The 26,152-nt window shown below is 75.5% G+C and carries 21 protein-coding genes, 1 pseudogene and 1 riboswitch; of the genes and pseudogenes, 12 read left to right on the forward strand and 10 right to left on the reverse strand.

Features of this window, described 5'->3' with window-relative positions; all coding sequences use genetic code 11:
• Nucleotides 1–202: 202 nt before the first annotated feature.
• The gene (locus ABWK59_RS19500; RefSeq protein WP_354641879.1) at nucleotides 203–2,734 is read right to left on the reverse strand and encodes a helicase C-terminal domain-containing protein; all 2,532 of its coding nucleotides are present in this window, start codon (nucleotides 2,732–2,734) and stop codon (nucleotides 203–205) included.
• A 192-nt stretch (nucleotides 2,735–2,926) separates the two neighbouring features.
• On the opposite strand from ABWK59_RS19500, the gene ABWK59_RS19505 reads away from it, so the two are divergent.
• On the forward strand, nucleotides 2,927–3,709 hold the full coding sequence (locus ABWK59_RS19505; RefSeq protein WP_354641880.1) for a hypothetical protein: 783 nt from the start codon (nucleotides 2,927–2,929) through the stop codon (nucleotides 3,707–3,709).
• Nucleotides 3,710–3,761: 52 nt separating this feature from the next.
• Here ABWK59_RS19505 and ABWK59_RS19510 read toward each other — a convergent pair whose 3' ends face one another.
• On the reverse strand, nucleotides 3,762–4,763 hold the full coding sequence (locus tag ABWK59_RS19510; RefSeq protein ID WP_354641881.1) for an iron-siderophore ABC transporter substrate-binding protein: 1,002 nt from the start codon (nucleotides 4,761–4,763) through the stop codon (nucleotides 3,762–3,764).
• Nucleotides 4,764–4,876: 113 nt separating this feature from the next.
• On the opposite strand from ABWK59_RS19510, the gene ABWK59_RS19515 reads away from it, so the two are divergent.
• Nucleotides 4,877–5,482 carry an HAD family hydrolase gene (locus ABWK59_RS19515; RefSeq protein WP_354641882.1) on the forward strand — a complete coding sequence of 202 codons (606 nt, stop codon included), beginning with the start codon at nucleotides 4,877–4,879 and terminating at the stop codon, nucleotides 5,480–5,482.
• Between the two features lie 40 nt (nucleotides 5,483–5,522).
• Here the strand turns inward: ABWK59_RS19515 and ABWK59_RS19520 are convergent, their stop codons facing one another.
• Nucleotides 5,523–5,795: a hypothetical protein gene (locus tag ABWK59_RS19520; protein ID WP_354641883.1), complete on the reverse strand. Its 273-nt coding sequence runs from the start codon at nucleotides 5,793–5,795 to the stop codon at nucleotides 5,523–5,525.
• Nucleotides 5,796–5,996: 201 nt separating this feature from the next.
• On the opposite strand from ABWK59_RS19520, the gene ABWK59_RS19525 reads away from it, so the two are divergent.
• Entirely contained in the window at nucleotides 5,997–7,130 is a 1,134-nt protein-coding gene (locus ABWK59_RS19525) for an alpha/beta hydrolase (RefSeq protein ID WP_354641884.1), read from the forward strand.
• A 282-nt stretch (nucleotides 7,131–7,412) separates the two neighbouring features.
• Nucleotides 7,413–7,796: a cold-shock protein gene (locus ABWK59_RS19530; protein WP_354641885.1), complete on the forward strand. Its 384-nt coding sequence runs from the start codon at nucleotides 7,413–7,415 to the stop codon at nucleotides 7,794–7,796.
• Nucleotides 7,797–7,827: 31 nt separating this feature from the next.
• On the opposite strand, the gene ABWK59_RS19535 is transcribed toward ABWK59_RS19530, so the two are convergent.
• From ABWK59_RS19535 to ABWK59_RS19550, 4 genes are read right to left on the reverse strand one after another with little or no spacing between them, the layout of a single operon-like run.
• Nucleotides 7,828–8,676 (reverse strand): 1,4-dihydroxy-6-naphthoate synthase, encoded by an 849-nt coding sequence (locus ABWK59_RS19535; RefSeq protein ID WP_354641886.1) that lies wholly within the window; start codon nucleotides 8,674–8,676, stop codon nucleotides 7,828–7,830.
• Nucleotides 8,669–9,415: a futalosine hydrolase gene (locus ABWK59_RS19540; RefSeq protein WP_354641887.1), complete on the reverse strand. Its 747-nt coding sequence runs from the start codon at nucleotides 9,413–9,415 to the stop codon at nucleotides 8,669–8,671. The genes ABWK59_RS19535 and ABWK59_RS19540 overlap by 8 nt, the downstream gene beginning before the upstream one ends.
• Nucleotides 9,416–9,425: 10 nt before the next feature.
• Nucleotides 9,426–9,944, reverse strand: a complete 519-nt coding sequence (locus ABWK59_RS19545; RefSeq protein WP_354641888.1) for a hypothetical protein — start codon at nucleotides 9,942–9,944, stop codon at nucleotides 9,426–9,428.
• Between the two features lie 60 nt (nucleotides 9,945–10,004).
• Nucleotides 10,005–11,327 (reverse strand): MFS transporter, encoded by a 1,323-nt coding sequence (locus ABWK59_RS19550; RefSeq protein ID WP_420492931.1) that lies wholly within the window; start codon nucleotides 11,325–11,327, stop codon nucleotides 10,005–10,007.
• 627 nt (nucleotides 11,328–11,954) lie between these two features.
• On the opposite strand from ABWK59_RS19550, the gene ABWK59_RS19555 reads away from it, so the two are divergent.
• The 4 genes from ABWK59_RS19555 (at nucleotide 11,955) to ABWK59_RS19570 (ending at nucleotide 17,425) form a co-directional block, all read left to right on the forward strand.
• A complete protein-coding gene (locus ABWK59_RS19555) occupies nucleotides 11,955–12,836 on the forward strand; it encodes a DUF3027 domain-containing protein (RefSeq protein WP_354645016.1) in 882 nt (293 codons plus the stop codon).
• A gap of 174 nt (nucleotides 12,837–13,010) precedes the next feature.
• Nucleotides 13,011–16,301, forward strand: a complete 3,291-nt coding sequence (locus tag ABWK59_RS19560) for a sacsin N-terminal ATP-binding-like domain-containing protein (RefSeq protein ID WP_354641889.1) — start codon at nucleotides 13,011–13,013, stop codon at nucleotides 16,299–16,301.
• A gap of 138 nt (nucleotides 16,302–16,439) precedes the next feature.
• A complete protein-coding gene (locus ABWK59_RS19565) occupies nucleotides 16,440–16,946 on the forward strand; it encodes a MarR family winged helix-turn-helix transcriptional regulator (RefSeq protein WP_354641890.1) in 507 nt (168 codons plus the stop codon).
• 2 nt (nucleotides 16,947–16,948) lie between these two features.
• Nucleotides 16,949–17,425, forward strand: a complete 477-nt coding sequence (locus tag ABWK59_RS19570) for a MarR family winged helix-turn-helix transcriptional regulator (protein WP_354641891.1) — start codon at nucleotides 16,949–16,951, stop codon at nucleotides 17,423–17,425.
• 34 nt (nucleotides 17,426–17,459) lie between these two features.
• Here the strand turns inward: ABWK59_RS19570 and ABWK59_RS19575 are convergent, their stop codons facing one another.
• Both ABWK59_RS19575 and ABWK59_RS19580 read right to left on the reverse strand, forming a co-directional pair.
• Nucleotides 17,460–19,994, reverse strand: a complete 2,535-nt coding sequence (locus tag ABWK59_RS19575) for an HAD-IC family P-type ATPase (RefSeq protein WP_354641892.1) — start codon at nucleotides 19,992–19,994, stop codon at nucleotides 17,460–17,462.
• 137 nt (nucleotides 19,995–20,131) lie between these two features.
• On the reverse strand, nucleotides 20,132–20,440 hold the full coding sequence (locus ABWK59_RS19580) for a DUF2530 domain-containing protein (protein WP_354641893.1): 309 nt from the start codon (nucleotides 20,438–20,440) through the stop codon (nucleotides 20,132–20,134).
• Between the two features lie 270 nt (nucleotides 20,441–20,710).
• On the opposite strand from ABWK59_RS19580, the gene ABWK59_RS19585 reads away from it, so the two are divergent.
• Nucleotides 20,711–22,177: an NCS2 family permease gene (locus ABWK59_RS19585; RefSeq protein WP_354641894.1), complete on the forward strand. Its 1,467-nt coding sequence runs from the start codon at nucleotides 20,711–20,713 to the stop codon at nucleotides 22,175–22,177.
• A gap of 32 nt (nucleotides 22,178–22,209) precedes the next feature.
• A pseudogene (locus ABWK59_RS19590) lies at nucleotides 22,210–22,371 on the forward strand (PIN domain-containing protein); the annotation flags it as partial.
• A gap of 24 nt (nucleotides 22,372–22,395) precedes the next feature.
• On the opposite strand, the gene ABWK59_RS19595 reads toward ABWK59_RS19590, so the two are convergent.
• Nucleotides 22,396–22,887, reverse strand: a complete 492-nt coding sequence (locus ABWK59_RS19595; RefSeq protein WP_354641895.1) for a hypothetical protein — start codon at nucleotides 22,885–22,887, stop codon at nucleotides 22,396–22,398.
• A 150-nt stretch (nucleotides 22,888–23,037) separates the two neighbouring features.
• Nucleotides 23,038–23,168, forward strand: a riboswitch (FMN riboswitch).
• A 235-nt stretch (nucleotides 23,169–23,403) separates the two neighbouring features.
• On the opposite strand from ABWK59_RS19595, the gene ribB reads away from it, so the two are divergent.
• Nucleotides 23,404–24,111 carry a 3,4-dihydroxy-2-butanone-4-phosphate synthase gene (ribB, locus tag ABWK59_RS19600; protein ID WP_354641896.1) on the forward strand — a complete coding sequence of 236 codons (708 nt, stop codon included), beginning with the start codon at nucleotides 23,404–23,406 and terminating at the stop codon, nucleotides 24,109–24,111.
• A 321-nt stretch (nucleotides 24,112–24,432) separates the two neighbouring features.
• Nucleotides 24,433–26,124 carry a hydrogenase maturation protein gene (locus ABWK59_RS19605; RefSeq protein WP_354641897.1) on the forward strand — a complete coding sequence of 564 codons (1,692 nt, stop codon included), beginning with the start codon at nucleotides 24,433–24,435 and terminating at the stop codon, nucleotides 26,122–26,124.
• Nucleotides 26,125–26,152: the final 28 nt, after the last annotated feature.

A 26,152-nucleotide genomic window follows, 5' to 3' on the forward strand; every position in this document is an offset into this window, starting at 1 on the left:
GCAATCTTTCCAGTGTCCCGCACCCGGGTGGAACGCTCCAAGGTCCGCCGGACAGCCGGTGACCTCGGGCCCGCCGCCTCGTCGGGCAGGCCCATGAACGAGCGGAACCGCATCCGCGCCGGCCTCGCCCTCTCCGGCGCCGCCCTCGCCACCGCCGTCGGCGCCGCCCCCGCCCAGGCCGCCGAGGCCCCGGGCCGGCTCGTCAGGCCGGCTCGTCCACCTCGGCCACGCCGGTGATCCGGTGCAGGGCGAAGGTGCGCACCTCGTCCGACAGGTGGTCGTACGCGGTGACGAACCCGCCCTCCACCTTGACCGGGTCCACCACCCGCTGGGAGGCCAGCCCCTCGGCGTTGACGTAGCCGATCCACATCCGCTCGCCGAGCAGCACCGCGGTCTGCAGGGCGGCCAGCGTGTCGGCGGAGGCCGTCCGCGGCAGCTGCCGGGTGTCGGTCCGGGCCGGGCCGGCCTGGTGCGGGGTGGCGGCCGGTCCGGCCACGGTCTCCCGGCGGACGGCGGTCGCCGCCCGGTCGCCCGCCCGGATCGCCTTCACCGCCGCGCCCAGCAGCACCCCGTCCGGCCGGGCGGGACCGTCCGGCACCGGCGCCGGGGCGCTCCGCGGCGGGGTGCGGTGGCTGTCCGGGCGGGTGATCAGCACGTCGCCCTCGGCCGACTCGGCCACCGGCGCGTACCCCATCGAGCGCAGCACACCGAGCAGGGTCTCCGGCCCGGCCTGGGCGGCCAGCACGGTCGGCGCCAGCATCCGCAGCCGCAGCTCGGCCGCCCGCCGGTCCGCCAGCACCTCGTTCAGCAGCGCGGTGTCGTCGCAGCGCAGGTACGCGGAGGCGGCACCGACCCGCAGCACGCCGTGGCGGCGGGCCACGTCGTCGATCAGGTACGTCAGCGGCTGCGGCACCGGCGTCCGGGAGTGCCGCTCCAGGAAGGTCCGCAGGTCGGCGGCGGTCCGCCCGGCGTCCAGCGAGCGCCGCACCGACTCCGGGGTGAACCGGTAGACCGTGGCGCCGCCCTTGGACTCCACCTCCGCGCACAGCGCCAGCGCCTGGGCCAGCGGGGTGAGCAGCGGGCCGGGCGCGATGGCGGTCAGGTCGGGCTGCAGGATCACGTGGTCCAGTGGCTGCGGCAGCAGCGGCTCCAGGACGGGCACCGGGTCCCCGCCGCCCAGCAGCGCCCGCGCCGGAGCGGCCAGCGCGCCGCGGCCGGTGACCCCGAGCAGCTCGGCCTCCTCCAGCGTCCAGTCCACCAGGTGGTCGCGGAGGTCGCGGCCGTCCTGGCCGACCGCTCCGCCGCGCAGCGGCCGCTGCCAGCGCAGCCGGGGCAGCAGGCCGTCCGCGCCGGCGGTCGAGCCGGGCGGGAGGGTGTCCAGCAGGCCCAGCACCGCGCGGCGGACCGAAGGCGCCAGGGTGCGGTCCAGCTCGGGGCCGAGCGCCGCCCGGGTCCTGCCCTTGCCGTCCGGGGTGCCGGTCAGCGCCGCCACCCGGGTCGCCGCCAGCCAGGACCGGGCCAGCACCGACCAGCGCTCCGCCACCGGGTCCTGCAGCCAGGCGTCGTACGCGGGCGTGGGCGCCCACCGCTCGTCCACCTCGCCGTCCGGTGCCAGCAGGCCCGCGGTGTAGGCGAGTTCCAGCCAGAATGCGGCGGTCGGCTCCGCGCACTCCAGGGTCAGCGCGGCCCGCTTCAGGTCGCGGACCCCCAGCCCGCCGGCCCGCAGGGTGGGCGGCGGCTGCAGGCCCCAGGCGTCGAGCAGCTCCTGCACCGTCCGCACCGCCGTGTACGCCTGGCCCGCCGCCGCGCCGTCCACCGTCCGGGGCTCGCGCTCGGCGCCCGCCACCGGCTCCGGCGGCGCCGGCTCCACCGCCCGGTGCGACCGGCCGCCGCGCAGGTGCAGCGCCAGCTCCCGCGGCAGCACCACGCTGCCGGCGCTGGACGGCAGCAGCAGGCCCCGGGCCAGCAGCCACTCCACCGGGCTGTGCGCGCTCTGCGCCGTCACCGGCCGGGCCGCGTCCGGCACCGTGCCGGTCGGCGGGCCCCACACCAGGCGGTCCAGCAGCGCCAGCGCGGGCTCGGGCGCCTGGGCCAGCAGCGCGGCGCACCGCCGACGGTCGGCGAGCAGGGCGGTCAGCTCGGCCACGGCCGTCACCGGATCCGGCGTGGCCGGCAGCCCGGCCCCCTCCAGCAGCTGCTGCAGCCGGGCCGGTGACATCCCCAGGGTCGCCTCGGCCAGCGTCGGGCCGAGGCCGGTCCGTCCGGGGTTCGCCGCGCTCGGGGCCAGCGCCTCGCGTACCGCGATCACCAGCCGCAGCGCCGAGTCCGGACCCCACAGCAGCGCCTGCTCGCGGAGCGTCGCCAGGGCCGCCGGCAGCGCGGCCGTCACGGCTGCCCGGTCCACCGGCTCCGCGCCGGGGTGCGGCTTCACCCGCGCCGGGCCGGTCAGCAGGGTGCGGACGGTCGCCTCCGGGCAGCCGTCCGGCGCGGCCGCCAGCGCCTCCGCCACCTGCAGGGTGAAGCGGTCGAGCCGCTCCAGCGCGCGCAGCGCCGAGGCGCGGCTGGAGAGCCGGGCCGCCAGCTGGGTCAGATCCCCCGGGACCGGGTTCAGCAGATCCGGGCGGGCCCGGAGCAGGCCGGCCAGCGCCTCGTCGCTGCGGGAGCGGAGCTCCTCGGCCAGCGTGCGGGGGACGGTGGCGCGGCCGTTGCGCGGCACGCTCTGCGGTGCGGTCATCCGACCCAGCGTAGTCGCAGCCGGGGCTTCCCAGGAGGTGCGGGGAACGGCGCGCGCATCGCAGGACGTCCCGCCCGCACCCTCCCGTCCTGTGCCCCGGAAGACCCGCGTACGTCCGCTGACCCGTGCTGGGTACGTTGCCCTGTAGCTTCGGGGTGGAGCGGGGAGCACGAGACGAGGCGGGTGGCGGAGATGGCCGGCGGCGTGTGGTGGCATGACGGGACGTCGGACTCCGGAGGGCCGGGGGAGAGCGTCTACGTCCCCGAGCAGCCCGCGGCCCCCGCGCCCCCTCCCACGGCCCCTCCGACCGCTCCGGCGGAGGCCGCCGCGAAGCCCGTCCCGCCGTCGAAGGCCGACCGGCCGGAGGAGACCGGGACCGGCGTGGGCCGGGCGATCGCCCGGGCCGCCGGCGGCGGCCCGACGGTCGTCACCGACGCCTACCCCGGCTGGGACCGGGTCGAGTTCGACTTCGGCGCCGAGCGCGCCGCCCGCGAACTGCCCGACCAGCGCACCGCTGCCGGACCCGACCCGGCGGAGCCGCAGCCGGGCGCCGAGCCGGAGGGCGACGGAGCCGCCACCGCCCCCGGGGCGCCCGCCGCCCTCGGCCTGCTCGCCGGCCGCCGCCCGTCCCCGCTCCTGCTGCTGGCCGCGCTGCTGCTGCTCGGCGGATCGGCCACCGGCCAGCTCCTGGTGATGCTGCTCGGCTGGGGTGCCGCGTACCTCTCCCGGAAGATCGGCGAGTTCACCCGGAAGTTCGTCGTCCTCGGGGTGCCGCTGATCACCATGACGGTCTCCTCCTTCTGGTACTGGGGCCGGACCCAGGGCCGCTGGGGCGACCCGGTCAGCCCCGGCGCCCAGGTGGGCCAGGCGGCGTGGCAGGCGGCTCCCGGGGTGCTGCGGGTGGCCGCGGTGGTGTCGGCGCTGGTCCTCCTGGTGCTGACCCTCCGCCGCCGCCCCGCCCCCGCCAAGGGCTGACCCGGGCTCAACAGGCCCGGGTGGCGCGGGGAGCCCGTCCACGGGCCGGCCCTCACCCGCCGAGGGCGCGCTGCAGTTCCGCGAGGACGAGGTTGGCCCCGGTGTAGCCGATGCCCTGGAACCACAGCTGGTCGTCCACCGGGAACGCCCGGTGCGCCCGTACCGCCCCGAGCGCCTTCCAGGCCTCCCCGGCCAGCACCGCCGCCGTCCCGGCCTTCTCCGGGTCCCCGTAGGTGGCGTAGAAGAGGTAGTCGCCGCCGTCGGCCTGGCCGATCTGGGCGGGGGTGATCTCGGTGTCCGGCCGGTCGGTGTTCTGCGGGTCGGGCCGGCCGAGCCCGAGGTCGTCCAGCAGGGTGCCGATGAAGTTCTGCCGCCCGTACAGGCGGATGCTCGCCGGCCCGGGGGTGCCGTCGACGAACCGGAGGATGCTGATGCGGCGACCGGCGGACCCGGCGTCGGCGATCGCCCGGACGGTCTGCGCGACGTGCCGCTCGTACGCGGTGACGACCGCCTCGGCCTGCTCGGTGCGGGAGAGGGCGGCGGCGTGCAGCCGGAAGTTGTCCTTCCACGGGTGGCCGGTGCCGGAGGTGAGGACGGTGGGGGCGAGCCGCTGGAGGAGGTCGTGGTGGGCGCCGTCGCGGGTCTGGTTGCCGAGGATCAGGTGCGGGCGGACGGCCCGGATCGCGTACGGGTCCGGCTCGGCGCCGATGTCGCCGACCACCGCGACGGCGTCGAGCCGGGAAGCCGGCCAGTACCCCGGCAGGCCGCTGTCCAGGGCGGACTTCGCAGCGCCGACCGGGGTGATGCCGAGGGTCATCGCGGAGTCCAGCTCGGCGGTGTCCAGGGCGACCACCCGGGTGGCGCCGCCGGGCACGGTGACCGGGCCGGTGGCGGCGGTGACCGTGACGCTGGGGGTGGGGAGCGGGACGGGGGAGCCGTCCGAGGGCACGGGGGGCAGCCGGTGACGCGGTCCGAACGGGTCGCCGGTGCAGCCGCCGAGTGCCAGGGTGCCGAGGCCGGCCAGCAGGGTCCGCCGCGTCAGCTGAGGGTGCACCGGAGACCTCCGGGGTAACGGGAGTTACCAAGGATTATGTCCGGAATGCGGCTTCCGGTGCCGTAGGTCGGACACCCCGACCCGCCCGGCGTCCGCCTGCGTAGGCTGGCGGCATGGCTCTCACCGTCGGCTTCGACCTCGACATGACCCTGCTCGACACCCGTCCCGGGATCAAGGCGACCTACGACGTCCTCGCCGCCGAGACCGGCACCCGCATCGACAGCGACCTGGCGGTCAGCCGGCTGGGCCCGCCGCTCGCCCGGGAGATCGCCCACTGGTTCCCGGCCGACCGGGTCGACGCGGCGGTGGCCCGCTACCGGGAGCTGTACCGCGAGCACGCCCTGCCCGGCACCCTGCTGCTGCCCGGGGCGGCCGAGGCGGTGGCCGCGGTCCGCGCGCTCGGCGGCCGGGTCGCGGTGATCACCGGCAAGTACGAGCCCAACGCCCGCCTCCAGCTGGACCACGTCGGCCTCGTGGTGGACGTTGTCCAGGGCGACCTGTGGGCCGAGACCAAGGGCGCCGCCCTGCGCGCCCACGGCGCCGGCGTGTACGTCGGCGACCACCTCGGGGACATCCTCGGCGCCCGCGCGGCCGACGCCGTCGCGGTGGGCGTCGCCACCGGCCCGTACGGCCCGGAGGAACTGCGCGCGGCCGGGGCGGACGTGGTCCTCACCGACCTCACCGGCTTCCCCGCCTGGCTGGCCGCGCACACGGCCTGACGCCCGGTCGGGCCGCGGCGCGGACCTCCTGCGCCGTGGCCTAGGCCTCCTGCGCCGCACCCCCCTGCGCCGCGGCGGCGCGCTCCCGCACCCTTCGCCGCTGCGCCCGCGCCGACAGCAGCAGGCCGACCAGCGAGACCAGGAACCCGCCCGGCATCAGCATGCACAGCCAGTAGGCGAAGGTGGGGAACCGGTCGAAGTCGAAGAACAGCGGGACGAAGGTCACCAGGGTGGCCAGGGCCCCGAAGCCGAAGACGTATCCCCCCACCCGGACCAGCACGTCAGCCGGGTCGGCGGCGGTCTTCTCGTTCACATCTGCTCCTCAGTTCGCGGCCCGTCCAGTCTGGCAGAGCACGGGACCCCCGCCGATCGGCGGGGGTGGTGAAGGTCCGGTTCACCCTGGACGCTCAGTTCTCCCAGAAAACTCTCAGGCACTCTGGTGTTTGTTGGAATGGCTACCCCTGGGTCCGTCGGGGCGGCCGGCTTTTCTCGGGGGACACAGGAGTACCGGGCCATGGGTCTGACCAGTCACAAGGTGCTGGCGCTGTCCGCGCTGATATCCGTGCTCATGGTGGGCGGCACGGTCTGGCTGTGGCCGAGGCTGGCGAGTCGCGGGGTGGGCCCGGTGCTCGGCCGGGTCGGCACGATCGTCGGCACCCAGCTGGCGGTGATGTGCACCCTGGGCCTGGTCGCCAACAACTACTTCGCCTTCTACAGCAGCTGGGCGGACCTGCTGGGCACCGGCGCCGAGGGCCCGGTCACCGTCCAGAACCAGCTGAGCGGCCGGCCGCCGGGCGTCCAGCAGATCTCCCACGAGAAGGTCCGCGGCACCAACTCGGTGGGCCGCGAGCCGATCCAGGTGGGCAAGCTGGAGCGGATCCTCATCCCCGGCGCCACCACCGGCCTCGCCACCGAGGGGTACGTCTACCTGCCGCCGCAGTACTTCCAGCCGGAGTACCAGGACAAGCACTTCCCGGCCGCGATCGCCATCACCGGCTTCCCCGGCGACGCCAAGAACCTCATCACCAAGCTCAACTACCCGGGCACCGAGCTGCAGCAGATCCGCGACGGCAAGATGAAGCCGACCGTGCTGGTCCTGATGCGGCCCTCCCCGGCGATGCCCCGCGACACCGAGTGCGAGGACATCCCCGGCGGCCCGCAGTCCGACACCTACTTCGCCAAGGACGTGCCGGCCGCGATCCGCGGCTCGTACCGGGTCGCCGACGGCCCGGGCAGCTTCGCCGTGATGGGCAACTCCACCGGCGGCTACTGCGCGCTCAAGCTGGCCATGCGCCACCCGGACGTGTTCTCCGCCGGCGTCTCGCTCTCCGGCTACTACCACGCGGCCGAGGACCCGACCACCGGCGACCTCTTCGGCGGCAGCCAGCAGCGCCGCGACGAGGCCGACCTCGACTGGCGCCTGGCCAACCTCCCGCAGCCGCAGGTCGCCCTGCTCGTCGGCGGCAGCCGCGAGGGCGACGGCGACTACTACCGGGACACCCAGAAGTTCGTCGAGGCCGCCAAGGGCACCCCGACCAAGGTCTCCTCGATCACGCTGGAGACCGGCGGCCACAACTTCAACACCTGGACGCGGATGCTCCCGGCCTCGCTCGGCTGGCTCGGCGAGCACCTCAACGCACCCGCCTGACCGGCGAGTCGTCACTGCGCGCAGTTCCTCGGAAACTGGGAGTTTCGGCCTCCGCCGCCGCAGGGTATGCCACCCTTCGCACGGGGTTGATCAGAACGCCCCGCGTCGGCGATCGGGGGTGCGGGCCAGTGGACGGTGCGATGACGCCTCCCGGCGGCGCCGGTCCCCGGTCCGGAATCTCGGCGGCGCGCGAGTGATCCCTGAGGGATCATTGCTCTGCTGATCACGGCGACCCGGCCCCGAACCGGGATCCTTCACACCCATCGACGAGGACTTTTCGAGATGCCCACCGGCCAGGTCAAGTGGTTCAACGAGACGAAGGGCTACGGCTTCCTGTCGCGCGACGACGGGGGCGAGGTCTTCGTCCACACCAAGGCGCTGCCCGCCGGAGTGACCACGCTCAGGCCGGGCCAGCGCGTCGAGTTCGGCATCGCCGCCGGCCACCGCGGCGACCAGGCGATGGGCGTCACGCTGCTGGACGCGCTGCCCTCGGTGGCCGTCGCCCAGCGCCGCAGCCCGGACGACATGGCCCCCATCGTGCAGGACCTGATCACCACGCTGGACGGGGTTCTCCCCGGCCTCCAGCGCGGCCGGTACCCGGTCAAGAAGGAGGGCCAGCAGCTGGCCGTCCTGCTGCGCGCGGTCGCCGACCAGTTCGACGTCTGAGACCGGCCGGTCGCTCTGAGCCCGCAAGGGCTCAGAGCACCAGCGCACCCGGCTCGACGGCGGGGACGAGTCCCTCCTCGGCGGCCCGGGTCAGCAGCGCCCGCACCGCGGCGAGGCCCTCCTCGCCCAGGTCGGCGGTGAACGCGTTCACGTACAGGGCGATGTGCCGGTCGGCCACGTCCGGGTCCATCTCCTGGGCGTGCGCCAGCACGTACCCACGGGACGCCTCCGGGTGCTCCCAGGCGGCCCGGACCGAGGCCCGGATCGTCTCCGACAGCTCCTTCAGCCGGGCGTCGCCCAGCGAGCGCCGGGCGACGATCGCCCCGAGCGGGATCGGCAGTCCGGTCTCCGCCTCCCAGGCCTCACCCATGTCGGCGAGCCGGTGCAGCCCGTACCGCTGGTACGTGAACCGGGCCTCGTGGATCACCAGGCCGGCATCCACCCGGCCGTCCCGGACGGCGGGCATGATCTCGTGGAACGGCAGCACCACGATCTCCCCGAACCCGTCCGGCACCGCCTTCGCCGCCCAGAGCCGGAACAGCAGGTACGCGGTGGAGCGCTCGCTCGGCACCGCCACCGTCCGCCCGGCCAGCCCGGCCGGCGAGGTCTCCTCCGCGGTCAGCACCAGTGGCCCGCAGCCCCGCCCCAGCGCCCCGCCACAGGGCAGCAGCGCGTACTCCTCCAGCACCCACGGCAGCTGCCCGTACGAGATCTTCAGGACGTCCAGCTCGCCGCGCTCGGCGAGGCCGTTGGTGACGTCGATGTCGGCGAACAGCACCTCGGGCGCCGCGGCCCCCGGGACCAGGCCGTGCGCCCAGGCGTGGAAGACGAAGGTGTCGTTCGGGCAGGGCGAGTAGGCGATCCGCAGCGGGTCAGCCACGGGTGACCTCCTTCAGCAGGCGCTCGTAGGGCAGCGCCGCGAAGGCCCTCTCCAGGGCCCCCAGCGCCTCGCCGATCCGCCAGGCGGCCCGGTCACGCGGGCCCACGGCGTTGGACACGGTACGGATCTCCGCCACCGGCACCCCGAACCGGGCGGCCGCCTCGGCCACCCCGGAGCCCTCCATGGCCTCGGCCGCCACCTCCGGGTGGCGCTCGGCCAGCGCGGCGGCCCGCTCGGCGGAGCCGGTCACCGTGGAGACCGTCAGCACCGGGCCGGTCACGGCCCCCAGCGCCTCGGCCGCCAGCCGCACCACGGCCACCGGCGGGAGGTGGCGGACCGTCCCGAAACCCAGCTCGGTGACGCTCCGGAAGCCCTCCGGCGTCTCGGCGCCCAGGTCCGCGGCGACGATCTCCTCCGCCACCACGGTCGCCCCGATCGGCGCCCGGGGCGCGAAACCGCCGGCGATCCCGGCCGACACCACCAGCTCGTACGGCCGCAGCGTCAGGGCACCCGCCGCGGCGGCCGCGGCGGCCGCCGGACCGACACCACCGGCCAGCACGTCCACCACCACCCCCGAGGCGTGCTCGGCGCGGTGCAGCACACCGCCGGGCAGCGGCACCGGACGGGCGTCGCCGCCCAGCCCACGCAGCACGGCCTCGGCCTCGGGCCCGACCGCGACGACGACGAGCAGCCGGGCCTGCGGGAGGCCGGGCCGCTCGTCGGAGGTCTGCGGGGTCATCGCGGCCCGGTCAGTTCTTCTGCTTCAGGTCGAAGTACCAGATGCCGTACACCTCGTTGGACTTCTGGTCGGCCGCGACCACCGTGACGGTGGTGGTGCCGCTGCCGTTCAGGATGGTCGAGGCGGGCACCGAGCCGGAGTAGGTCGAACCCCGGACGTCCTGCGCGATCACGGCCTCGCCCTGGGCGCCGCCGTCGGTGAAGGCGAACCAGCCCTTGTCCGCGATCTCGGGCGGCACGCCGACGCCGACCCGGTCGCTGGACTCCACGTCCGAGCTCACGATCTTGTTGTTGTCGCGGGCGTCCTTCGCCTCCGTGCGGCACTTGGCCAGCATCGCCTGGTCGAGCGGCTGGCCGCCGTTGTAGCAGGACGGCGCACTCTCGACGGAGGAGGTGCCCACCGTCAGGGTGACCTTGTGCTCGGACGGCTTGCCCTCGCTGTTGGCGTAGGCGATCGAACCGGCGACCGTGCCGGCTCCGATCAGGACGACGGCGCCGATGCCGGCGATCGCGCGGGTGCTGAGGCTCATGGGCAAGAATCTACCCGGCTTCCGCGATCACGCGACGCGGGGGTTGCCGAGTCGTGCGGCCTATGCCACGCGCGGCCGAGCCGCGTGACCCCGCAGCCCCACCCGCAGCAGCGAGCGGAACGTCAGCAGCAGCATCACACCGAGCACCACGGCCGCCAGCCACATGCCGAGCGCCGCGTTCAGCGGCAGCGAGATGCCCACCACGCCGCCGACCACCCAGCACAGCTGCAACAGCGTCTCCGACCGGGCGAACGCCGAGGTCCGCACCGCCTCCGGCACGTCCCGCTGGATCAGCGCGTCCAGCGCCAGCTTGCCCAGCGAAGCCGCCATCCCGGCCGCCGCCGCCACCGCGATCACCGTCGGCAGCCCGTACCAGAGCGCCGTGGCCGTGGTCGCCGCCGTCGCCAGCAGCAGCATCGCGGTCACCGTGGCCTCCGAGCCGCGGGTGCGCAGCAGCGAGCCGAACACCGAGCCCAGCGCGTTGCCCACCCCGGCCGCCGCGGCCACCAGGCCCAGCGCCGCCGTCTCCGGCAGCCCGCCCACCGGATCCTTGCGGATCAGGAACGCCAGGAACATCACCAGGAAACCCACCAGCCAGCGCAGCGTCGCCACCCCGCGCAACGCCAGCACCACCGACGGTCCCACCGTCCGCAGCACGCCCTTGGCCGAGGTCGGCCCGTGCGGCTCCGCGTGCAGATCCGCCCGGACCTCGCCCTTCGCGGAGTCCACCTTGTGCGGCAGGTGAAACGCCATCAGCGTGCCGATCACGAACACCAGGAACGCTCCGCGCAGCGGCCAGCCCGGCCCGATCAGGTGCAGCAGCCCGCCCACCCCCGCCGCCACCAGCGTGGCCAGGAGCCCGGCCAGGGTCACCCGCGAGTTCGCCTTCACCAGCGAGAGCTGAGGGGGCAGCAGCCGCGGCACCACCACGCTGCGCACCACTCCGTAGGCCTTCGAGGCGACCAGCACCCCGAGGGCCTCCGGATACAGCGCCAGCCCGCCGGTCGCGACCACCCCCGCCATCGTCCACGCCAGCACCGCCCGGGCCAGCATCGACATCGCCATCGCCGAACGGCGGCCGTGCGGCAGCCGGTCCAGCAGCGGACCGATCACCGGCGCCAGCAGCGCGAACGGCGCCATGGTGATCAGCAGGTAGAGCGCGACCCGGCCGCGGGCCTCGCCGGTCGGTACGGAGAAGAAGATGGTGGACGCCAGCGCGATGGTGATCAGCATGTCGCCGAAGGAGTTGATGGCGTGCAGCTCGATCAGCTTCGCCAGCCCCGACTCGCCCGCGCCCTCCGCCGCGGTCGCCCTCCGGATCCGCCGGCCCGTTCCGTGCACCACGCGGCCGGTCCGCAGCCCCGCGACCGAGGCGCCGCGCACCAGCACGTTGCGGTGCTTGGTGACCGTGTGCTCCTCGGCATCCTCCGCCGGCCCGCCCGACCCCGCCGCGCTCTCCGTCCCCGCCCCGGCGTCCTTCCCGGCCCCGGCGTCCGTTCCCGCCTCGGCGTCCGCGGAGTTCGTGCCCGCCCCGGCGTCCCCCGAAGGCGGTGCGGCGCCGGCCTCCACCGACGGCCCGGGGCCGTCCGAGGAGGGGACCGTCGGCTGCGGTCGCGGCACCGCGGACGGCTCCACGGGCCCCTCGGCCTGCGGGGAGTGCAGTCCGTGCCGCGACGGGGATTCGTCCGCCACACCGCCAATCCTGCCCGAGATTGTCGCCGCCGACGAGTGATTGCGGACGGCGCGGCGCCCCGCCCGGAGGGCGCCCGCGTGCCCGGCGGCGCGGCCCGGGCTGTGCTCGGCGGCCGACCGACGGGTAGCCTGCACTACGCGCGTACCCGGGTACGGCGCGGGGGCGCCCCCCGGGGCGGCGCGGCCCGGCCCTGGAGAGCTCCGGAGTCGAGCAGAATAGAAGTGGCCGAAACGCGGCGAGCGGCGGGCCGGGCCGCCGTACCGGATCGTCCGCAGGATTGACAGGACTGGGAGAGAATCGACGCCGTGAGTGCTGCGATGCGAAGCCGTACCCCTGACCGGCTCTGTGCCGAGGCCGTCGAACTCGCCCGCCAGGCAGCCGTGGACACCGTCGGGGCCGCGAGCGTCGGCCTCCACCTCGGGGTGCACGCCGACGCCGACCGCGTGGTCACTCACACCTTCGAATGCCAGGACGCCGCCTACCGCGGCTGGCGCTGGGCCGTCACCGTCGCCCGCGCCCCGCGCGCCAAGAACGTGACCCTCGACGAGGTCGCGCTGCTGCCCGGCCCCGACGCGGTGCTCGCCCCCCAGTGGGTGCCGTGGAGCGAGCGGCTGCGCCCCGGCGACCTCGGCCCCGGCGACCTGCTGCCCACCGGCGCGGACGACCTGCGGCTGGAGCCCGGCTGGAGCGGCGAGGACGAGCCGGCCCCCAACTCCGTGCTGGCGGAGACCGCCGACGAGGACGTGGTGGTCAGCGACCCGGACCTCCAGGCCGCCCCGGTCCGCGCCCAGATCGGCGCCGTCGCGGACGAGTTGGGCCTCGGCCGGGCCCGCGTGCTGTCCCGCCTCGGGCTGCACCAGGCCGCCGAGCGCTGGGAGTCCGCGTACGGGCCGCAGACGCCGATGGCGCAGTCCGCGCCGGCCTCCTGCGCCACCTGCGGGTTCCTGGTGCCGATCGGGGGCTCGCTGGGACAGGCGTTCGGTGTGTGCGGCAACGAGTTCGGTCCCGCGGACGGCCAGGTGGTGTCGCTGGCGTTCGGATGCGGGGCGCACTCGGAGGCCGCCGTGCTGCCGGCTCCGCCGACCCCGTCCGAGCTGATCCTCGACGAGACGGTCGTCGAGCCGCTCCACATCCACGCCGACCGCACCAGCGGTTCCGTCGAGCCCGACGGCCCCACCGAGGAGCTCGGCCACTCCTGACGCTCCCCGGGCAACCTCGGGCACCCGGGTGACCCCGAGGTGCCCGGTCGCGAGCGGCCACCTGCGCCCCCGGGGTGCCGCGTCCCCGGACCGGTGGACCGGGTGTCGGGCGGGCAGGGGAGAATGCCGACCGTACGCAGGCAGTGCGAGTCACGGCGGAAGGCGGCAGGGCCAGTGGAGCCTCGGATCATCGGCAGCGGCGGGGACGGCCAGGCGGCCGACGTCTTCGACACGGCGGGCCTGCGTCGGCGGGTGCTGGACGCGTGGACGGCCGCCCCGGCCCGGTTCCGGGAGGACGCCAACGCCGAGGAGGAGCTCGCCCTCGGCGGCTACCGCGACCGCCTGATCGTCGAGCTCGCCCAGAACGCCGCCGACGCGGCCGCCCGCGCCGGCCTCGGCCCCGGCCGCCTCCGGCTGACCCTCCGGGACGGCGTCCTCGCCGCCGCCAACACCGGCGCCCCGCTGGACGCCACCGCGGTCGAGTCGCTGTCCACCCTCCGCGCCTCCGCCAAGCGCGCCGAGGGCCCCACCGTCGGCCGCTTCGGCGTCGGCTTCTCGGCCGTCCTCGCGGTCACCGACGAGCCCGCCGTACTCGGCGCGCACGGCGGCGTCCGCTGGTCGCTGGCCGAGGCGCACGCGCTCGCCGGGGCACGCCCCGAGCTGGCCGAGGAGCTCCGCCGCCGCGAGGGGCACGTCCCGCTGCTGCGCCTGCCGCTGCCCGCCGAGGGCACCGCGCCCGACGGGTACGACACCGTGGTCGTGCTGCCGCTGCGCGACGCCGCCGCCGAGGACCTCACCCGCCGGCTGCTCTCCGAGATCGACGACGCCCTGCTGCTCACCCTCCCCGGCCTCGCCGAGATCACCGTGGAGACCCCGGAGACCGTCCGGACGCTGGCCCGCTCCGAGGCCGTCCAGCGGCCCGACGGGGTCGCCACCGTCACCGTGGAGGACGGCGCCGAGCAGACGGTCTGGCAGATCGTCGGCGCCTCCGGCTCGCTCGACCCGGCGCTGCTGGCGGACCGCACCACCGAGGAGCGCACCCGCCCGTTCTGGTCGGTGACCTGGGCCGTCCCGGTCGCCGCCGACGGCCGGCCGCAGCAGCTGCGGACCGCCGCCGTGGTGCACGCTCCCACGCCCAGCGACGAGCCGCTCGGCGTCCCCGCGCTGCTGATCGCCAGCTTCCCGCTGGACTCCACCCGGCGGCACGTCGCCCCGGGACCGCTCACCGACTTCCTCACCGAGCGCGCCGCCGACGCCTACGCCGACCTGCTCCGCGCCCGCGGCGCCGACCTGCACTCGCTCTCGCTGGTCCCGGCCGCCCTCGGCCGGGGCACCCTGGACAACGCGCTGCGCGCCGCGATCCTCGACCGCCTGCCCGGCACCCCCTTCCTGCCGCACCCCCGCGGCGTGGACGAGGGCACCCCCGCCCTGCGGCCGCGCGACGCCACGCTGCTGGAGGGCGCCGACCACTCGGTGGTGGAGGCGCTGGTCCCGATCTTCCCCGGGCTGCTCCCGGCCGGCCTGGAGCGCCGGGCCGAGCTGCGCGCGCTGAACGTCCGCCGGGTCCCGCTGGCCGAGGTGGTCGACCAGCTCGGCGGCCTGGAGCGGGAGCCCACCTGGTGGCGCAGCCTGTACGGGGCGCTGGCCGGGGCCGACCCGGAGTCGCTCGGCGCGCTGCCCGTCCCGCTGGCCGACGGCCGTACCGTCACCGGCCCGCGCCGGGTCCTGCTGCCCTCCGGCGACGCCGACTGGGCCGGCTTCGAGGGCTACCCCGAGGCGCTCGCCGAGGCCCTCGACCTGCTCGACCTGCGGCTCGCCCACCCCGACGCCGCCCACCCGCTGCTGGCCAAGCTCGGCGCCGACACCGCCACCCCCGCCGGGGTGCTGGACACCCCCGAGGTCCGGGCCGCGGTGGCCCGCTCGCTGGAGCTGGGCGAGGACGACTTCGACGCCGCCGCCGACCTCGCCGACGCCGTCCTCGGCCTGGTGAAGGCCGCCGGCACCGCCCCCGGCGACCACCCGTGGCTGGCCCGGCTCGCCCTGACCGACGACGAGGGCGAGCTGGCCCGCGCCGGCGAGCTGATCCTCCCGGACAGCCCGCTCGCCGCCCTGGCCGGCGAGGACGACGCTCCCTTCGTCGACGAGGACCTGCTGGAGCGCTGGGGTCCCGAGGTGCTGGCCGCCGCCGGGGTGCTCGCCTCCTTCGCCCTGGTCCGCGCCGAGGACGTGGTGCTCGACCCGGACGACCTGGAGCGTCTCGACCCCACCGCCCCCGCCGACCGTGCCGCCGGCGGCAGCCCGACCGGTCTGATCGACGAGGCCCCCGACGGCCTCGCCGAGTGGTGCGAGGACGTCCTGGAGTCGCTGCACGCCGACGACGCGGGCGACCTGGGCGTACCGCCGGTCGCCGCCGAGCTGCTCGCCGTCCGCGACCTGGACCTGGTCGACTACGCCGCCTGGCCCCAGGCCCTCGCCCTGCTGGCCCGCCCGCCGTACCGGGACGCCGTGGTCAACCCGGTCCGCACCCTGCTGCCGAACGGCACCTACGTCGACCTGCCGCCGTACACCGCCTGGTGGCTGCGGGACCACCCGGTGCTGGACGGCCGGGAGCCGGCCGGCCTCCGGGCCGCCGGGGCCGACCCGCTGCTCCGCGGCCTCTACGACGAGGCCAGGACCACGCTGGACGAGCCGTTCCTGCACGCCCTGGGCGTCCGCACCACGCTGGCCGCGCTGCTCGCCGAGCCGCGCGGCCCGGAGGAGCTGCTGGACCGGCTGGCCGATCCGGACTCCGAGGTGACCCACCGCCAGCTGCACGGCATCTACTCGGCGCTGGCCCGGCTGCCGCTGGACCGGGTGGAGGGGCTGGACGAGGTCCGGGCGCTCGCCCCGCTGGACGCGGAGACCGGCCGCCGCGACGACCGGACGGTGGTGGTGGACGCCGCGCAGGCGGTGGTCGCCGACGCCCCCGACCTGGTGGAGCTGCTGCACGACCACCCGGTGCTGCCGGTCGACCCGGCGCTGGCGGCCGACCTGGCCGAGCGGCTGCACGTCTCGCTGGCCAGCGAGGTGGCCGGCGGCCGGGTGCTCTCCGAGGGCACCCTGCACCGGGTGCCCGCCGTGGTCCGCGAGCTGCTGCCGGGCTGCCCGGCCGCGTACGAGGAGCACGAGGAACTGCTGGTCGTCGGCCCCGACGGCGGAGAGGCGCAGGTCGACTGGCGCTGGGACACCCAGGCCGCCGCGCCCGAGCTGCCCTATGACCCGGAGGAGACCGAGGCGGCGGACGAGGACGACGAGTTCGAGGTCCCGCCGGTGCCCGGCCTGCTGCACGCGGCCACCCCGGAGGGCCTGGCCGCCGGCCTGGCCTGGTCGGTCGGCCAGTGGCACCGCCGGTTCGAGATCCTCGCCGCGCTCGCCGAGCCGGACCGCGCCTACGAGCTCCTGGCCGCCCGCGACTACGAGGCCTGAGCACCCGCGGCCCGTTCCACGGCCCCGCCCCACCGGTGGCGGCCGCGGAACGGGCCGCCGCCTTTGCGCCTGACACCTCTGCGGGAGGGCTTCACGAAATAGTAGCCATGTACTCAATAGCCATGTACTGTATTTCTCATGAGCCATCAGCCTCCCACCGGCCCCACGCCGGGCTTCCTGGTCTGGCGCCTGTCGATGAAGTGGCGGGTGGCCGTCGACCGGGCGCTCGCCCCGCTCGGCCTGACGCACGCGCAGTACTCGGTGCTGGCCTCGCTGTACGGCATGCGCCGCGCCGGCGAGAAGCCCAGCCAGCGCCGGCTCGCCGACCACACCGGCCTGGAGCCGCTGTACGTCTCCAAGCTGGCCCGGGCCCTGGAGGCCGCCGGCCTCATCACCCGCACCGCCGACCCGGCCGACAGCCGGGCCGTCCAGCTGGCGCTGACCCCCCGCGGACGGGACGTCACCGCCGACGCCGTCACCGTGGTCCAGGGACTCCTCGACCGCCTGCTGGCGCCGCTCGGCGGCCTGGACGGCGAACGGACCGGGGCGTTCGCCGCCGAGCTGACGGCCCTGCTCGACGTCCCACTCGACGTCCAGCCCGACGCACCGCTCGATGCACCCGCTGATCACCGGAGCAAGGAGTAGTCATGTCCGAGAGCACCACCGCCGCCCCCACCACGACCCCCGCCGCGCCCGCCGTCAACGGCCAGGTGGTCGGCCTCGCCCACTACGCCTCCCGGGCCGTCCTGGAGCGCCGGCTGACCCCCAGCGGCACCACCTTCAACCAGTCGCTGGCGCTCAACGCCCTCGCCCGCGCCGGCGGCTCCGCCGACCGCGCCCAGCTGCTCGGGCGGCTCGCCGGCAGCCTGAAGCTCCCGCTCGCCGAGCTGGAGGCGGTCCTGGACGAGCTGCTCGCCGCCGGCCGCCTCGCCGAGCTGCCCGGGGAGCCCGGCCGGCTCGGGCTGACCTCGGAGGGCCGGGCGCTGCAGCAGGAGATCAGCGGTTTCGGCGCCGAGATCGCCGCCCGGCTCTACGCGGGCATTCCGGCCGAGGACCTGGCCGCCGCGGCCCGCGTCCTCGCCCTGGTCACCGAGCGGGCCGACGCCGAGCTGTCCGCGAGCTGACGCCGTCCCGGCCGACCTACCCGCTCTACCCGCCCTACCCGTCCTGCCCGGACGCAGGCCCTGCAGGGGACTCGGCCCGGCCCGCGGGCGGTTCGTCCTCGCCCATCCGGTGCGCGATCACCCGCCAGGAGACCTCCAGCAGCACCCCGGCGGCCAGCGCGATCAGCACCCCCGTCCAGGTGTCCCGCCAGCCGGGCAGCGACAGCTGGAAGAAGTCCTGCAGCCACGGCACCACCAGCACCAGCGCGAACGCCCCGCCCATCGTCCCGATCAGCAGCAGCCGCCACCAGGTGTACGGCCGCGCCACGATCGCCAGCACCCACATCGCCACCAGGAACAGCGTCAGCGTGGCCACACTGGTGTCCGCCTTCAGGTCGGTGGAGTCGTTCGACCGCGCCAGCATGTACGAGGTGAAGGTCGCCGCCCCCGCGATGATCCCGGCCGGCACCGCCAGCCGCAGCACCCGGCGGACGAACCCCGTCCTGGCCCGCTCGTTGTTGGGCGCCAGCGCCAGGAAGAACGCCGGGACGCCGATGGTCAGCGTGGACAGCGCGGTGGAGTGCCGCGGCAGGAACGGGTACGGCACCTGGGTGAACACCACCAGCAGGGCCAGCAGCACCGAGTAGACCGTCTTCACCAGGAACAGGGTGGCCACCCGCTCGATGTTGCCGATCACCCGGCGGCCCTCGCCCACCACCGAGGGCAGGGTGGCGAACCGGTCGTCCAGCAGCACGATCTGGGCGACCGCCTTGGTGGCGTCCGAGCCGGTGCCCATGGCCACGCCGATGTCGGCGTCCTTCAGGGCCAGCACGTCGTTGACGCCGTCGCCGGTCATCGCCACGGTGTGCCCGTGCGACTGCAGCGCGCCCACCATGTCCCGCTTCTGCCGGGGGGCCACCCGCCCGAACACCGAGGAATCGTCCATCGCCGCGGCCAGCGCCTCGGGCTCCTCGGGCAGGGTGCGGGCGTCCACCGGACGCTCCGCCCCCGGCAGGCCCAGGTGCTCGGCCACCGCGCCCACCGACACCGCCGCGTCGCCGGAGATCACCTTGGCCCGCACCTGCTGGCCCTGGAAGTAGCGCAGGGTCCGGGCCGCGTCCTCGCGCAGCCGCTGCTGCAGGACGACCAGGGCCAGCGGCTGGAGGCCGGCCGTCGGGTCGGGGGAGTCCAGCCGCGTCCCGGTGCGGCCCAGCAGCAGTACCCGCAGGCCCCGGGCGCCCAGCTCGTCGGCCTCCGCCAGGGCCGGGTCGCCGCGGTCGAGCAGCACGTCCGGCGCGCCCAGCAGCCAGCTGGCCTCGGCGCCCTGCGGCTCCAGCAGCTGCACCCCGCTCCACTTCCGGGCGGAGGAGAACGGGACGGCGTCCACCACCCGCCACTCGCCGTTCGCGGGCCGCCCGTACGCGGCGATCACCGCCTGCATGCTCGGGTTGGGGCGGGCGTCCGCGCCGCCCATCGCACCGAGCGCCTGCTCCAGCACCTCCCGGTCGGCGACGTGCCGGCCGTCCGCCGCCCCGGACGGGCCGTCCGTGCCGCTCGCCCGCCCGCCGAGGGGCCGCAGCTCGACCAGGTCCATCCCGCCCTCGGTGAGCGTCCCGGTCTTGTCCAGGCAGACCGTGTCCACCCGGGCCAGCCCCTCGATCGCCGGCAGCTCCTGCACCAGGCACTGCTTGCGGCCCAGCCGGATCACACCGATCGCGAAGGCCACCGAGGTGAGCAGCACCAGCCCCTCCGGCACCATCGGGACGATCCCGGCCACCATCCGGCGCACGGCCTCCTTCCAGTCGTGCCGCTCCACCGCCAGCTGGCTGATCACCAGGCCCAGCGCCGTCGGGATCAGCAGGTAGGTGATGAACCGCAGGATCTCGTTGATGCCGCTGCGCAGCTCGGACCGGACCAGGGTGAACTTGCTGGCCTCCTCGGCCAGCCGGGCCGCGTACGCCTCGCGGCCGACCCGGGAGGCGGTGAACGCGCCCGACCCCGCCACCACGAAGCTGCCGGACATCACCTCGTCGCCGGGGCGCTTGTGCACCGGGTCGGGCTCGCCGGTGAGCAGGGACTCGTCGACCTCCAGGCCGTCAGCCTCGGTGACCCGGCCGTCGACCACCACCTTGTCGCCGATGCCGAGCAGGACGGTGTCGTCCAGCACGATCCCGGCGGTGGCCACCTGCCGGGCGGCGCCGTCCCGGCGGACCTGCGGCTTGGCCTCGCCGATCAGCGCCAGGCTGTCCAGGGTCCGCTTGGCCCGCAGCTCCTGGACGATGCCGATCGCCGTGTTGGCCACGATGACCAGGCCGAACAGACCGTCCTGGATCGGACCGACCACCAGGATGATCCCGAACATCACGCCGATGATCGCGTTGAACCGGGTGAACACGTTGGCCCGGACGATCTCCTTCGCCGAGCGGCTGGAACGGACCGGGACGTCGTTCACCTCGCCGCGGGCCACCCGCTCGGCGACCTCGGCGGAGGTCAGGCCCGGCCCGGGGACGGCTTCCGCGCCGTCCGGATCCGGACCGCCGGAGTGCGCCGGGCCGCCGAAGGGAGCCGTGCCGTCCGCGGGATGCGTCATGGCACGACTCTATGAGGGGGAAATGTCCGATGTGTCCGTTGTGTGCGCGTCGTCGGGGGGAAATCGGCCCAACCGGGTGTCGGCGGCCCCGCCGACGGGCGTCCGCCGCGGCCTCGGGCCCGACCCGCGGACTCGCCTCAGGCCTGGTGGCCCGCCCGGTCCCCGTCGCCGTTCCCGTCCTGGCCGGCACCCTCGACCGCCGCGGCGGCGCGGTCGCGCTCGATCGCGGCCCGGCGCGCCCGGCAGTACCAGAGGCCGATCAGGCCCAGCCCGGCCCCGGACAGGCAGATCCACGGCCAGCTGCCGTGCCCGGCGTCCGAGAGCGCGCCCTGGAACGGCACCAGCACCAGGAAGGCGAGGAACCACAGCACCGTGCCGCCCCCGACGATCGCGACGTCGTTGGCCTCCAGCGGAGGGGGAGCGGGGCGGAGGTGGGTCTTGGCCATGCGCCCTAGCGTACGGGGAGCGGCGACCCGCCCGGCAGAGGCGGGGGGTGGCCCGGGTCCCGGTGCGGTGTCCGAACCCGACCGGAACGCTCCGGTAAGGGGCATTCTCTACGCGCGAAGATGGCGCGTGCACGACCGGCGAACCCATACTTGTGCCCGCCAGGCGGCTCTCGGAGCGTGCCACCGCCGCCCCGCAGCGCCCCCGCGGACCCGGCCGACGACGCTCGGGTTACCCCCTCCTCCTGAGCCCCCACCGACGAGGACACCCGCATGCCTCCGCTGGCCGCCCCGACCGCCGAGTCGAACGCCACACCCACCCCGACGGCCCCCGAGCCCCCCGCCGGCGCCGTCGACCGCTTCTTCCGGATCTCCGAGCGCGGCTCCACGCTGTCCCGCGAGATCCGCGGTGGCGTCGCCACCTTCTTCACCATGGCGTACATCTTGGTGCTGAACCCGATCATCCTGGCGAGCGCCACCGACCTGACCGGCGCCCACCTCGACAGCGCCCAGCTGGTCACCGCCACCGCGCTCACCGCCGGTCTCACCACCCTGCTGATGGGCGTGATCGGCAACGTCCCGATCGGCCTCGCCGCCGGACTCGGCGTCAACACCATCGTGGCGCTCCAGCTCGCTCCCAGGATGACCTGGGCCGACGCCATGGGCATGGTGGTGCTGGCCGGCATCGCGATCATGCTCCTGGTGGCCACCGGCCTCCGCGAGCGGGTCATGAACGCCGTCCCGCTCGGCCTGCGCAAGGCCATCGCGATCGGCATCGGCCTCTTCATCGCCCTGGTCGGCCTGGTCGACGCTGGCTTCGTCAGCCGCATCCCGGACGCCGCCCACACCACCGTCCCGCTGCAGCTCGGCGCCGGCGGCCACCTGACCGGCTGGCCGGTCCTGGTCTTCGTGATCGGCCTGCTGCTCACCCTGGTCCTGGTGATCCGCAAGGTGCCGGGCGCCATCCTGCTCGGCATCGCCGCCAGCACCGCGGTCGCGGTGGTCGTCCAGCAGGTCGCCCACCTCCCCGGGCTCTCCTGGGGCCTCACCGTGCCGGCCTGGCCCGGCAACCCGGTCGCCGCACCCGACTTCGGCCTGGTCGGCCAGGTCAGCCTGTTCGGCGGCTTCGAGAAGGTCGGGGTGCTCACCGGCGCGCTCTTCGTCTTCACCGTGCTCATGAGCTGTTTCTTCGACGCGATGGGCACCATCCTCGGCGTGGCCGACGAGGCCCGGCTGCTGGACGAGAAGGGCGACCTGCCGGGGATCAACCGGATCCTCATGGTCGACGGCATCGCCACCGCGGCCGGCGGCGCCACCTCCTGCTCCGCCAACACCTGCTACGTCGAGTCCACCGCCGGCGTCGGCGAGGGCGCCCGGACCGGCTTCGCCTCGCTGGTCACCGGCGCGCTGTTCCTCCTCGCCCTCTTCCTCACCCCGCTGGCCACCATGGTCCCGGCCCAGGCCGCCACCCCGGCCCTGGTCACCGTCGGCTTCCTCATCCTGGCCAACTCGGTCAAGGAGATCGACTGGGCCGACCACACGATCGCCGTCCCGGCGTTCCTCACCATCGTGCTGATGCCGTTCACCTACTCGATCACCAACGGCATCGGGTTCGGCTTCGTCGCCTTCTGCGTCCTCCGCCTCGCCGCGGGCCGCGGCCGCGAGGTCCCGGTCGCGATGTACGCGGTCTCCGCCGTCTTCGCCTTCTACTACCTGATGCCGGCCCTCGGCCTGCTCTGAGCGCTCCGGCCGCCCAGCGCCGTGCCCTGTTCCGGGGCGACCACCGGGCGCTGTCGATGGCCGACCTGCTGATCGCGGCCACGGCCGAACGGCACGGGGCCACCGTCCTGCACTACGACGGCGACTACGACATGATCGCCGCCATCACCGGCCAGCCCACCCGCTGGGTCGTCCCGTCCGGTACGGCCGACTGACCGGTGTGCCGGGCCGCCGGGCGGTCAGGGGTGGCCGGTGCGGGTGGCGGTGGGGGGCCAGAGGACGGTGACGGGGAGGCCTGTGGTGCGGGCGGCGGCGACGGCGTGGGCGGTGCCGCCGGGGCCGTTGCCGGGGTGGCCGTCCCAGACGGCGACCAGGAGGCCGGCGCGGGCGAGGAGGAGGTCGTTGGCGGCCGTGAAGGCGCGGTCGTCGGCCGTCGCGTGGGGGAGGACCAGGATCTCGGCGGCGGAGGCGCAGAGCCGGTCGAAGGCGGGGGCGTACCCGGGACCGACCCGTTCGGCCCGGTAGGCGGGGGAGGGCAGGACGGCCACCAGCCGCCCGCCGTGGGCCAGGACCGCCTCGGCGAACAGCGCGTCGGCCCCCTCGGCGAGGCAGGACAGGCCGGTCAGTTCCTCGGCGGGATGGGCGGCGAGCAGCTCGCGCAGGGCGCCCCGGACCAGCGGCACGGTGGCCTCGGCGAGGTCGCGGTGCCCGGTCACGGCGATCACGGTCATCTCGGCGGTACTCCCCTGGTTCGGCTCCCGAGCGGCGGCGGTGTCCCGCCGCTTCGCGGACAGTCTTCCGACGCCCGGTCAGCTACCCGGGCAGTGAGCGGGAACACCGGTCCACGCGGCTGACGGTGTGACAGGATCGGGTCCGAGTGTTCGCGCGCTCCGGGGTCGGTGAAAGTCCGAACCGGCGGTGAAAGTCCGCGACCCGGCCGAAGCCATCGGCCGGCTGACCTGGTGGGATTCCAGGACCGACGGTGAGAGTCCGGATGGAAGGAAGTGCGCGGCGGCCACAGCCGTACCCGTGCGGCGGGGTTGAGCCCTGCCCGCCCGGTGGCGGCGTCGTGCCCGCATATCCCGGAACGGCGTCGGCGCACGGGAGGCGGGCTGCCCATCGGTCCTTCCCACCCGTCGCGTCGCGACCGTCCGCACGGGTGCTTCGGCATGCCCGCGCGGCGGTCCCTCTGAGCAGACCGGACGAGCCCGCCACGGTGGCCGGCTCAGAACTGCAGGAGTGTACGCATGGCCATGATCGAGGCAGTAGAGGCAGTAGAGGTAGTAGAGGCGGTCGGGTCCGTCGAGGTCCGGGTGGACCCGGACGGGCGGAGTGCCGCCGAGCGGATCGCGGAGGTCGAACGGGCCGTCGAGGCGTTCGCCCGCGGCGGGTTCGTGATCGTCTTCGACGACGAGTCCCGTGAGAACGAGGGTGACCTGGTGGTGGCGGCCGAGCACACCACCGAGGCGGCGATGCGGTACCTGCTGGAGAACACCTCCGGCGTGGTGTGCGTGGCCGTCCCGGACCGGGTCGCCGCGGCGCTGGAGCTGCCGCAGATGACCGAGGTGAACAGCGGGCTGCACGAGACGGCGTTCACGGTCTCGGTGGACCTCCGGCCCGGCGGGACGACCGGGATCTCCGCGGCCGAGCGGTCCCGTACCGTCCAGGCGCTGGCCGACCCGGCGACCCGGCCCGAGGACCTGGGCCGGCCCGGGCACGTCTTCCCGATCCGGGCGGTGCCCGGGGGCGTGCTGGCGAGGGACGGGCACACCGAGGCGGCGGTCGACCTGTCCAGGCTGGCCGGGCTGTCCGGGGCGGCGGCGATCTGCGAGATCGTCCGGCCGGACTGGGGCATGGCCCGCCTCCCGGACCTGGTCCGGCTGGCCGAGCGGGACGGCCTCCCGCTGATCTCGGTCGGCGACTTGGCGGCGTACCGGCGGGCCACCGGCCGCTGAGCCAGGCCGTTGATCCACGCGGGGCGATCCGCGTGAGGTGACCGGGGGCCGGGCCGGGTGGTGCGCACCACCCGGCCCGCGTCACCGGCCCGCGTCCGGACCCCCGGAGTGACACGACCTCCGCAACTCGCCCTCCCCGCGCCCGCATTCACCCCGTACGTCCACATTCCCGCAGTCGGACGGCCGTTCGGCGCGGGTGTTGTGCAGGGCCGGTGGGCTACCCCTTCCGACCCTGGGTTACGTGTCCATGACCATGGTTGGATGGGCGCGCCTCGCGGCCGGACGGGCCGCGGTACCGCTGACACACCGTCGGAGGCAGCTTTGCGAATCCTGCTGGTCGCCAGTGCGTTCAACAGCCTCACCCAGCGCGTCCACACCGAACTGCGCTCCCAGGGGCACGCCGTGGCCGTGGAGTTGGCGCGGGGCGACGACCCGCTCCGGGCCGCCGTCACGCGCATCGCCCCGGACCTCGTCCTGGCACCGATGCTCACCCGGGCGATACCGGAGGACATCTGGTCGCGCCACACCGTCCTCATCGTCCACCCCGGCCCCGAGGGCGACCGCGGGCCGTCCTCGCTGGACTGGGCCGTCCACGAGGGCGCCGAGGAGTGGGGCGTCACCGTGCTCCAGGCCGTGGCCGAGCTGGACGCCGGACCGGTCTGGGCCTCCGTCCCGTTCCGCCCGCAGCCCTGCGGCAAGAGCGAGCTCTACCGCACCGAGGCCGCCGACGCCGCCGTGGCGGCGGTGCTGCTCGCCGTCCGGCGGTTCGAGAGCAGGTCGTACGCGCCGCAGCCGCCGGACCCCCGCCGCCAGGGCGTCACCGGCACCCACCGCCCCTACCACGCCCAGGAGTTCCGCCGGATCGACTGGCGCACCGACACCACCGCCACGGTGCTGCGCCGGCTGCGCGCCGCGGACTCCCATCCCGGCGTGCTGGACGAGCTGGACGGCACCCCGTACCACCTGCACGGCGGCCACCCCGAGGACCGGCTGCGCGGCGCCCCCGGCGCGGTGATCGCCACCCGGGACGGCGCGATCTGCCGGGCCACCGCGGACGGCGCGGTGTGGATTCCGCAGCTGCGCCCGCCCCGGGTGCCCGGCGGCCCGCGGACGTACAAGCTGCCGGCCGCGCAGGTGCTGGGCGAGCGGCTGGCCGAGGTCCCCGAGGTGCCGGTGACGCCGGCGGAGGCGGCCCGCCGGACCACCTGGTCGGAGCTGCGCTACCGGGAGCAGGGTGGCGTCGGGTTCCTCGAATTCGCTTTCGCCGGCGGGGCGATGAGCACCGGGCAGTGCGAACGGCTGCTGGCCGCGTACCGGGAGGCGGCGACCCGGCCGACCTCGGTGCTGGTGCTCGGCCCGGCCCGGGACTTCTTCTCCAACGGCATCCACCTGAACGTGATCGAGGCGGCGGCCGACCCGGGCGAGGAGTCCTGGCGGAACATCAACGCCATGGACGACCTGGTCGAGGCGGTCCTCACCACCACCGACAAGCTGACCGTCTCCGCGCTGGCCGGCAACGCGGCCGCCGGCGGGGTGATGCTGGCGATCGCCGCCGACGAGGTGTGGTGCCGGGAGTCGGTCGTGCTCAACCCGCACTACCGCCTGATGGGCCTGTACGGCTCCGAGTACTGGACCTACAGCCTGCCCCGCCGGGTCGGGCTGGAGCAGGCCGCCCGGCTGACCTCCGACGCGCTGCCGGTCGGCGCCCGGCGGGCCGAGGAGATCGGGCTGGTGGACCGGACGTCGGGCGGCGGTGCGGCCGAGTTCCGCCACTGGACGGCCCGGGAGGCCGCCCGGCTGGCCGTCTCCCCGGACCTCGCGGCCCGGCTGCTGGAGAAGAAGCGGCGGCGCGCCGAGGACGAGGCCGCCAGGCCGCTCGCCGCCTACCGGGCCGCCGAACTCGCCTGGATGCGGCGGAACTTCTTCGCCGAGGGCGAGCCGTACCACGAGCTGCGCCGGGCCTTCGTGCACAAGGACTGCCCGGTCGAAACCCCCGCCCACCTGCGGGGCTGAGCGCCGCCGGTGCCCGGCCGGTCGCCCC

Origin of the sequence: Kitasatospora sp. HUAS MG31, from assembly GCF_040571325.1 — a bacterium.
GTDB classification, from domain to species: Bacteria; Actinomycetota; Actinomycetes; order Streptomycetales; family Streptomycetaceae; genus Kitasatospora; species Kitasatospora camelliae.

Excerpts from the sequence above, each read along its gene's own strand:
- ABWK59_RS19575 (WP_354641892.1), bottom strand. The coding sequence starts at position 19,994 with ATGACGCATCCCGCGGACGGCACGGCTCCCTTCGGCGGCCCGGCGCAC.
- ABWK59_RS19530 (WP_354641885.1), top strand. The coding sequence starts at position 7,413 with ATGCCCACCGGCCAGGTCAAGTGGTTCAACGAGACGAAGGGCTACGGC.
- ABWK59_RS19565 (WP_354641890.1), top strand. The coding sequence starts at position 16,440 with ATGAGCCATCAGCCTCCCACCGGCCCCACGCCGGGCTTCCTGGTCTGG.
- ABWK59_RS19555 (WP_354645016.1), top strand. The coding sequence starts at position 11,955 with ATGCGAAGCCGTACCCCTGACCGGCTCTGTGCCGAGGCCGTCGAACTC.
- ABWK59_RS19595 (WP_354641895.1), bottom strand. The coding sequence starts at position 22,887 with ATGACCGTGATCGCCGTGACCGGGCACCGCGACCTCGCCGAGGCCACC.
- ABWK59_RS19540 (WP_354641887.1), bottom strand. The coding sequence starts at position 9,415 with ATGACCCCGCAGACCTCCGACGAGCGGCCCGGCCTCCCGCAGGCCCGG.
- ABWK59_RS19580 (WP_354641893.1), bottom strand. The coding sequence starts at position 20,440 with ATGGCCAAGACCCACCTCCGCCCCGCTCCCCCTCCGCTGGAGGCCAAC.
- ABWK59_RS19515 (WP_354641882.1), top strand. The coding sequence starts at position 4,877 with ATGGCTCTCACCGTCGGCTTCGACCTCGACATGACCCTGCTCGACACC.
- ABWK59_RS19500 (WP_354641879.1), bottom strand. The coding sequence starts at position 2,734 with ATGACCGCACCGCAGAGCGTGCCGCGCAACGGCCGCGCCACCGTCCCC.
- ABWK59_RS19545 (WP_354641888.1), bottom strand. The coding sequence starts at position 9,944 with ATGAGCCTCAGCACCCGCGCGATCGCCGGCATCGGCGCCGTCGTCCTG.
- ABWK59_RS19505 (WP_354641880.1), top strand. The coding sequence starts at position 2,927 with ATGGCCGGCGGCGTGTGGTGGCATGACGGGACGTCGGACTCCGGAGGG.
- ABWK59_RS19525 (WP_354641884.1), top strand. The coding sequence starts at position 5,997 with ATGGGTCTGACCAGTCACAAGGTGCTGGCGCTGTCCGCGCTGATATCC.
- ABWK59_RS19570 (WP_354641891.1), top strand. The coding sequence starts at position 16,949 with ATGTCCGAGAGCACCACCGCCGCCCCCACCACGACCCCCGCCGCGCCC.
- ABWK59_RS19585 (WP_354641894.1), top strand. The coding sequence starts at position 20,711 with ATGCCTCCGCTGGCCGCCCCGACCGCCGAGTCGAACGCCACACCCACC.
- ribB (WP_354641896.1), top strand. The coding sequence starts at position 23,404 with ATGGCCATGATCGAGGCAGTAGAGGCAGTAGAGGTAGTAGAGGCGGTC.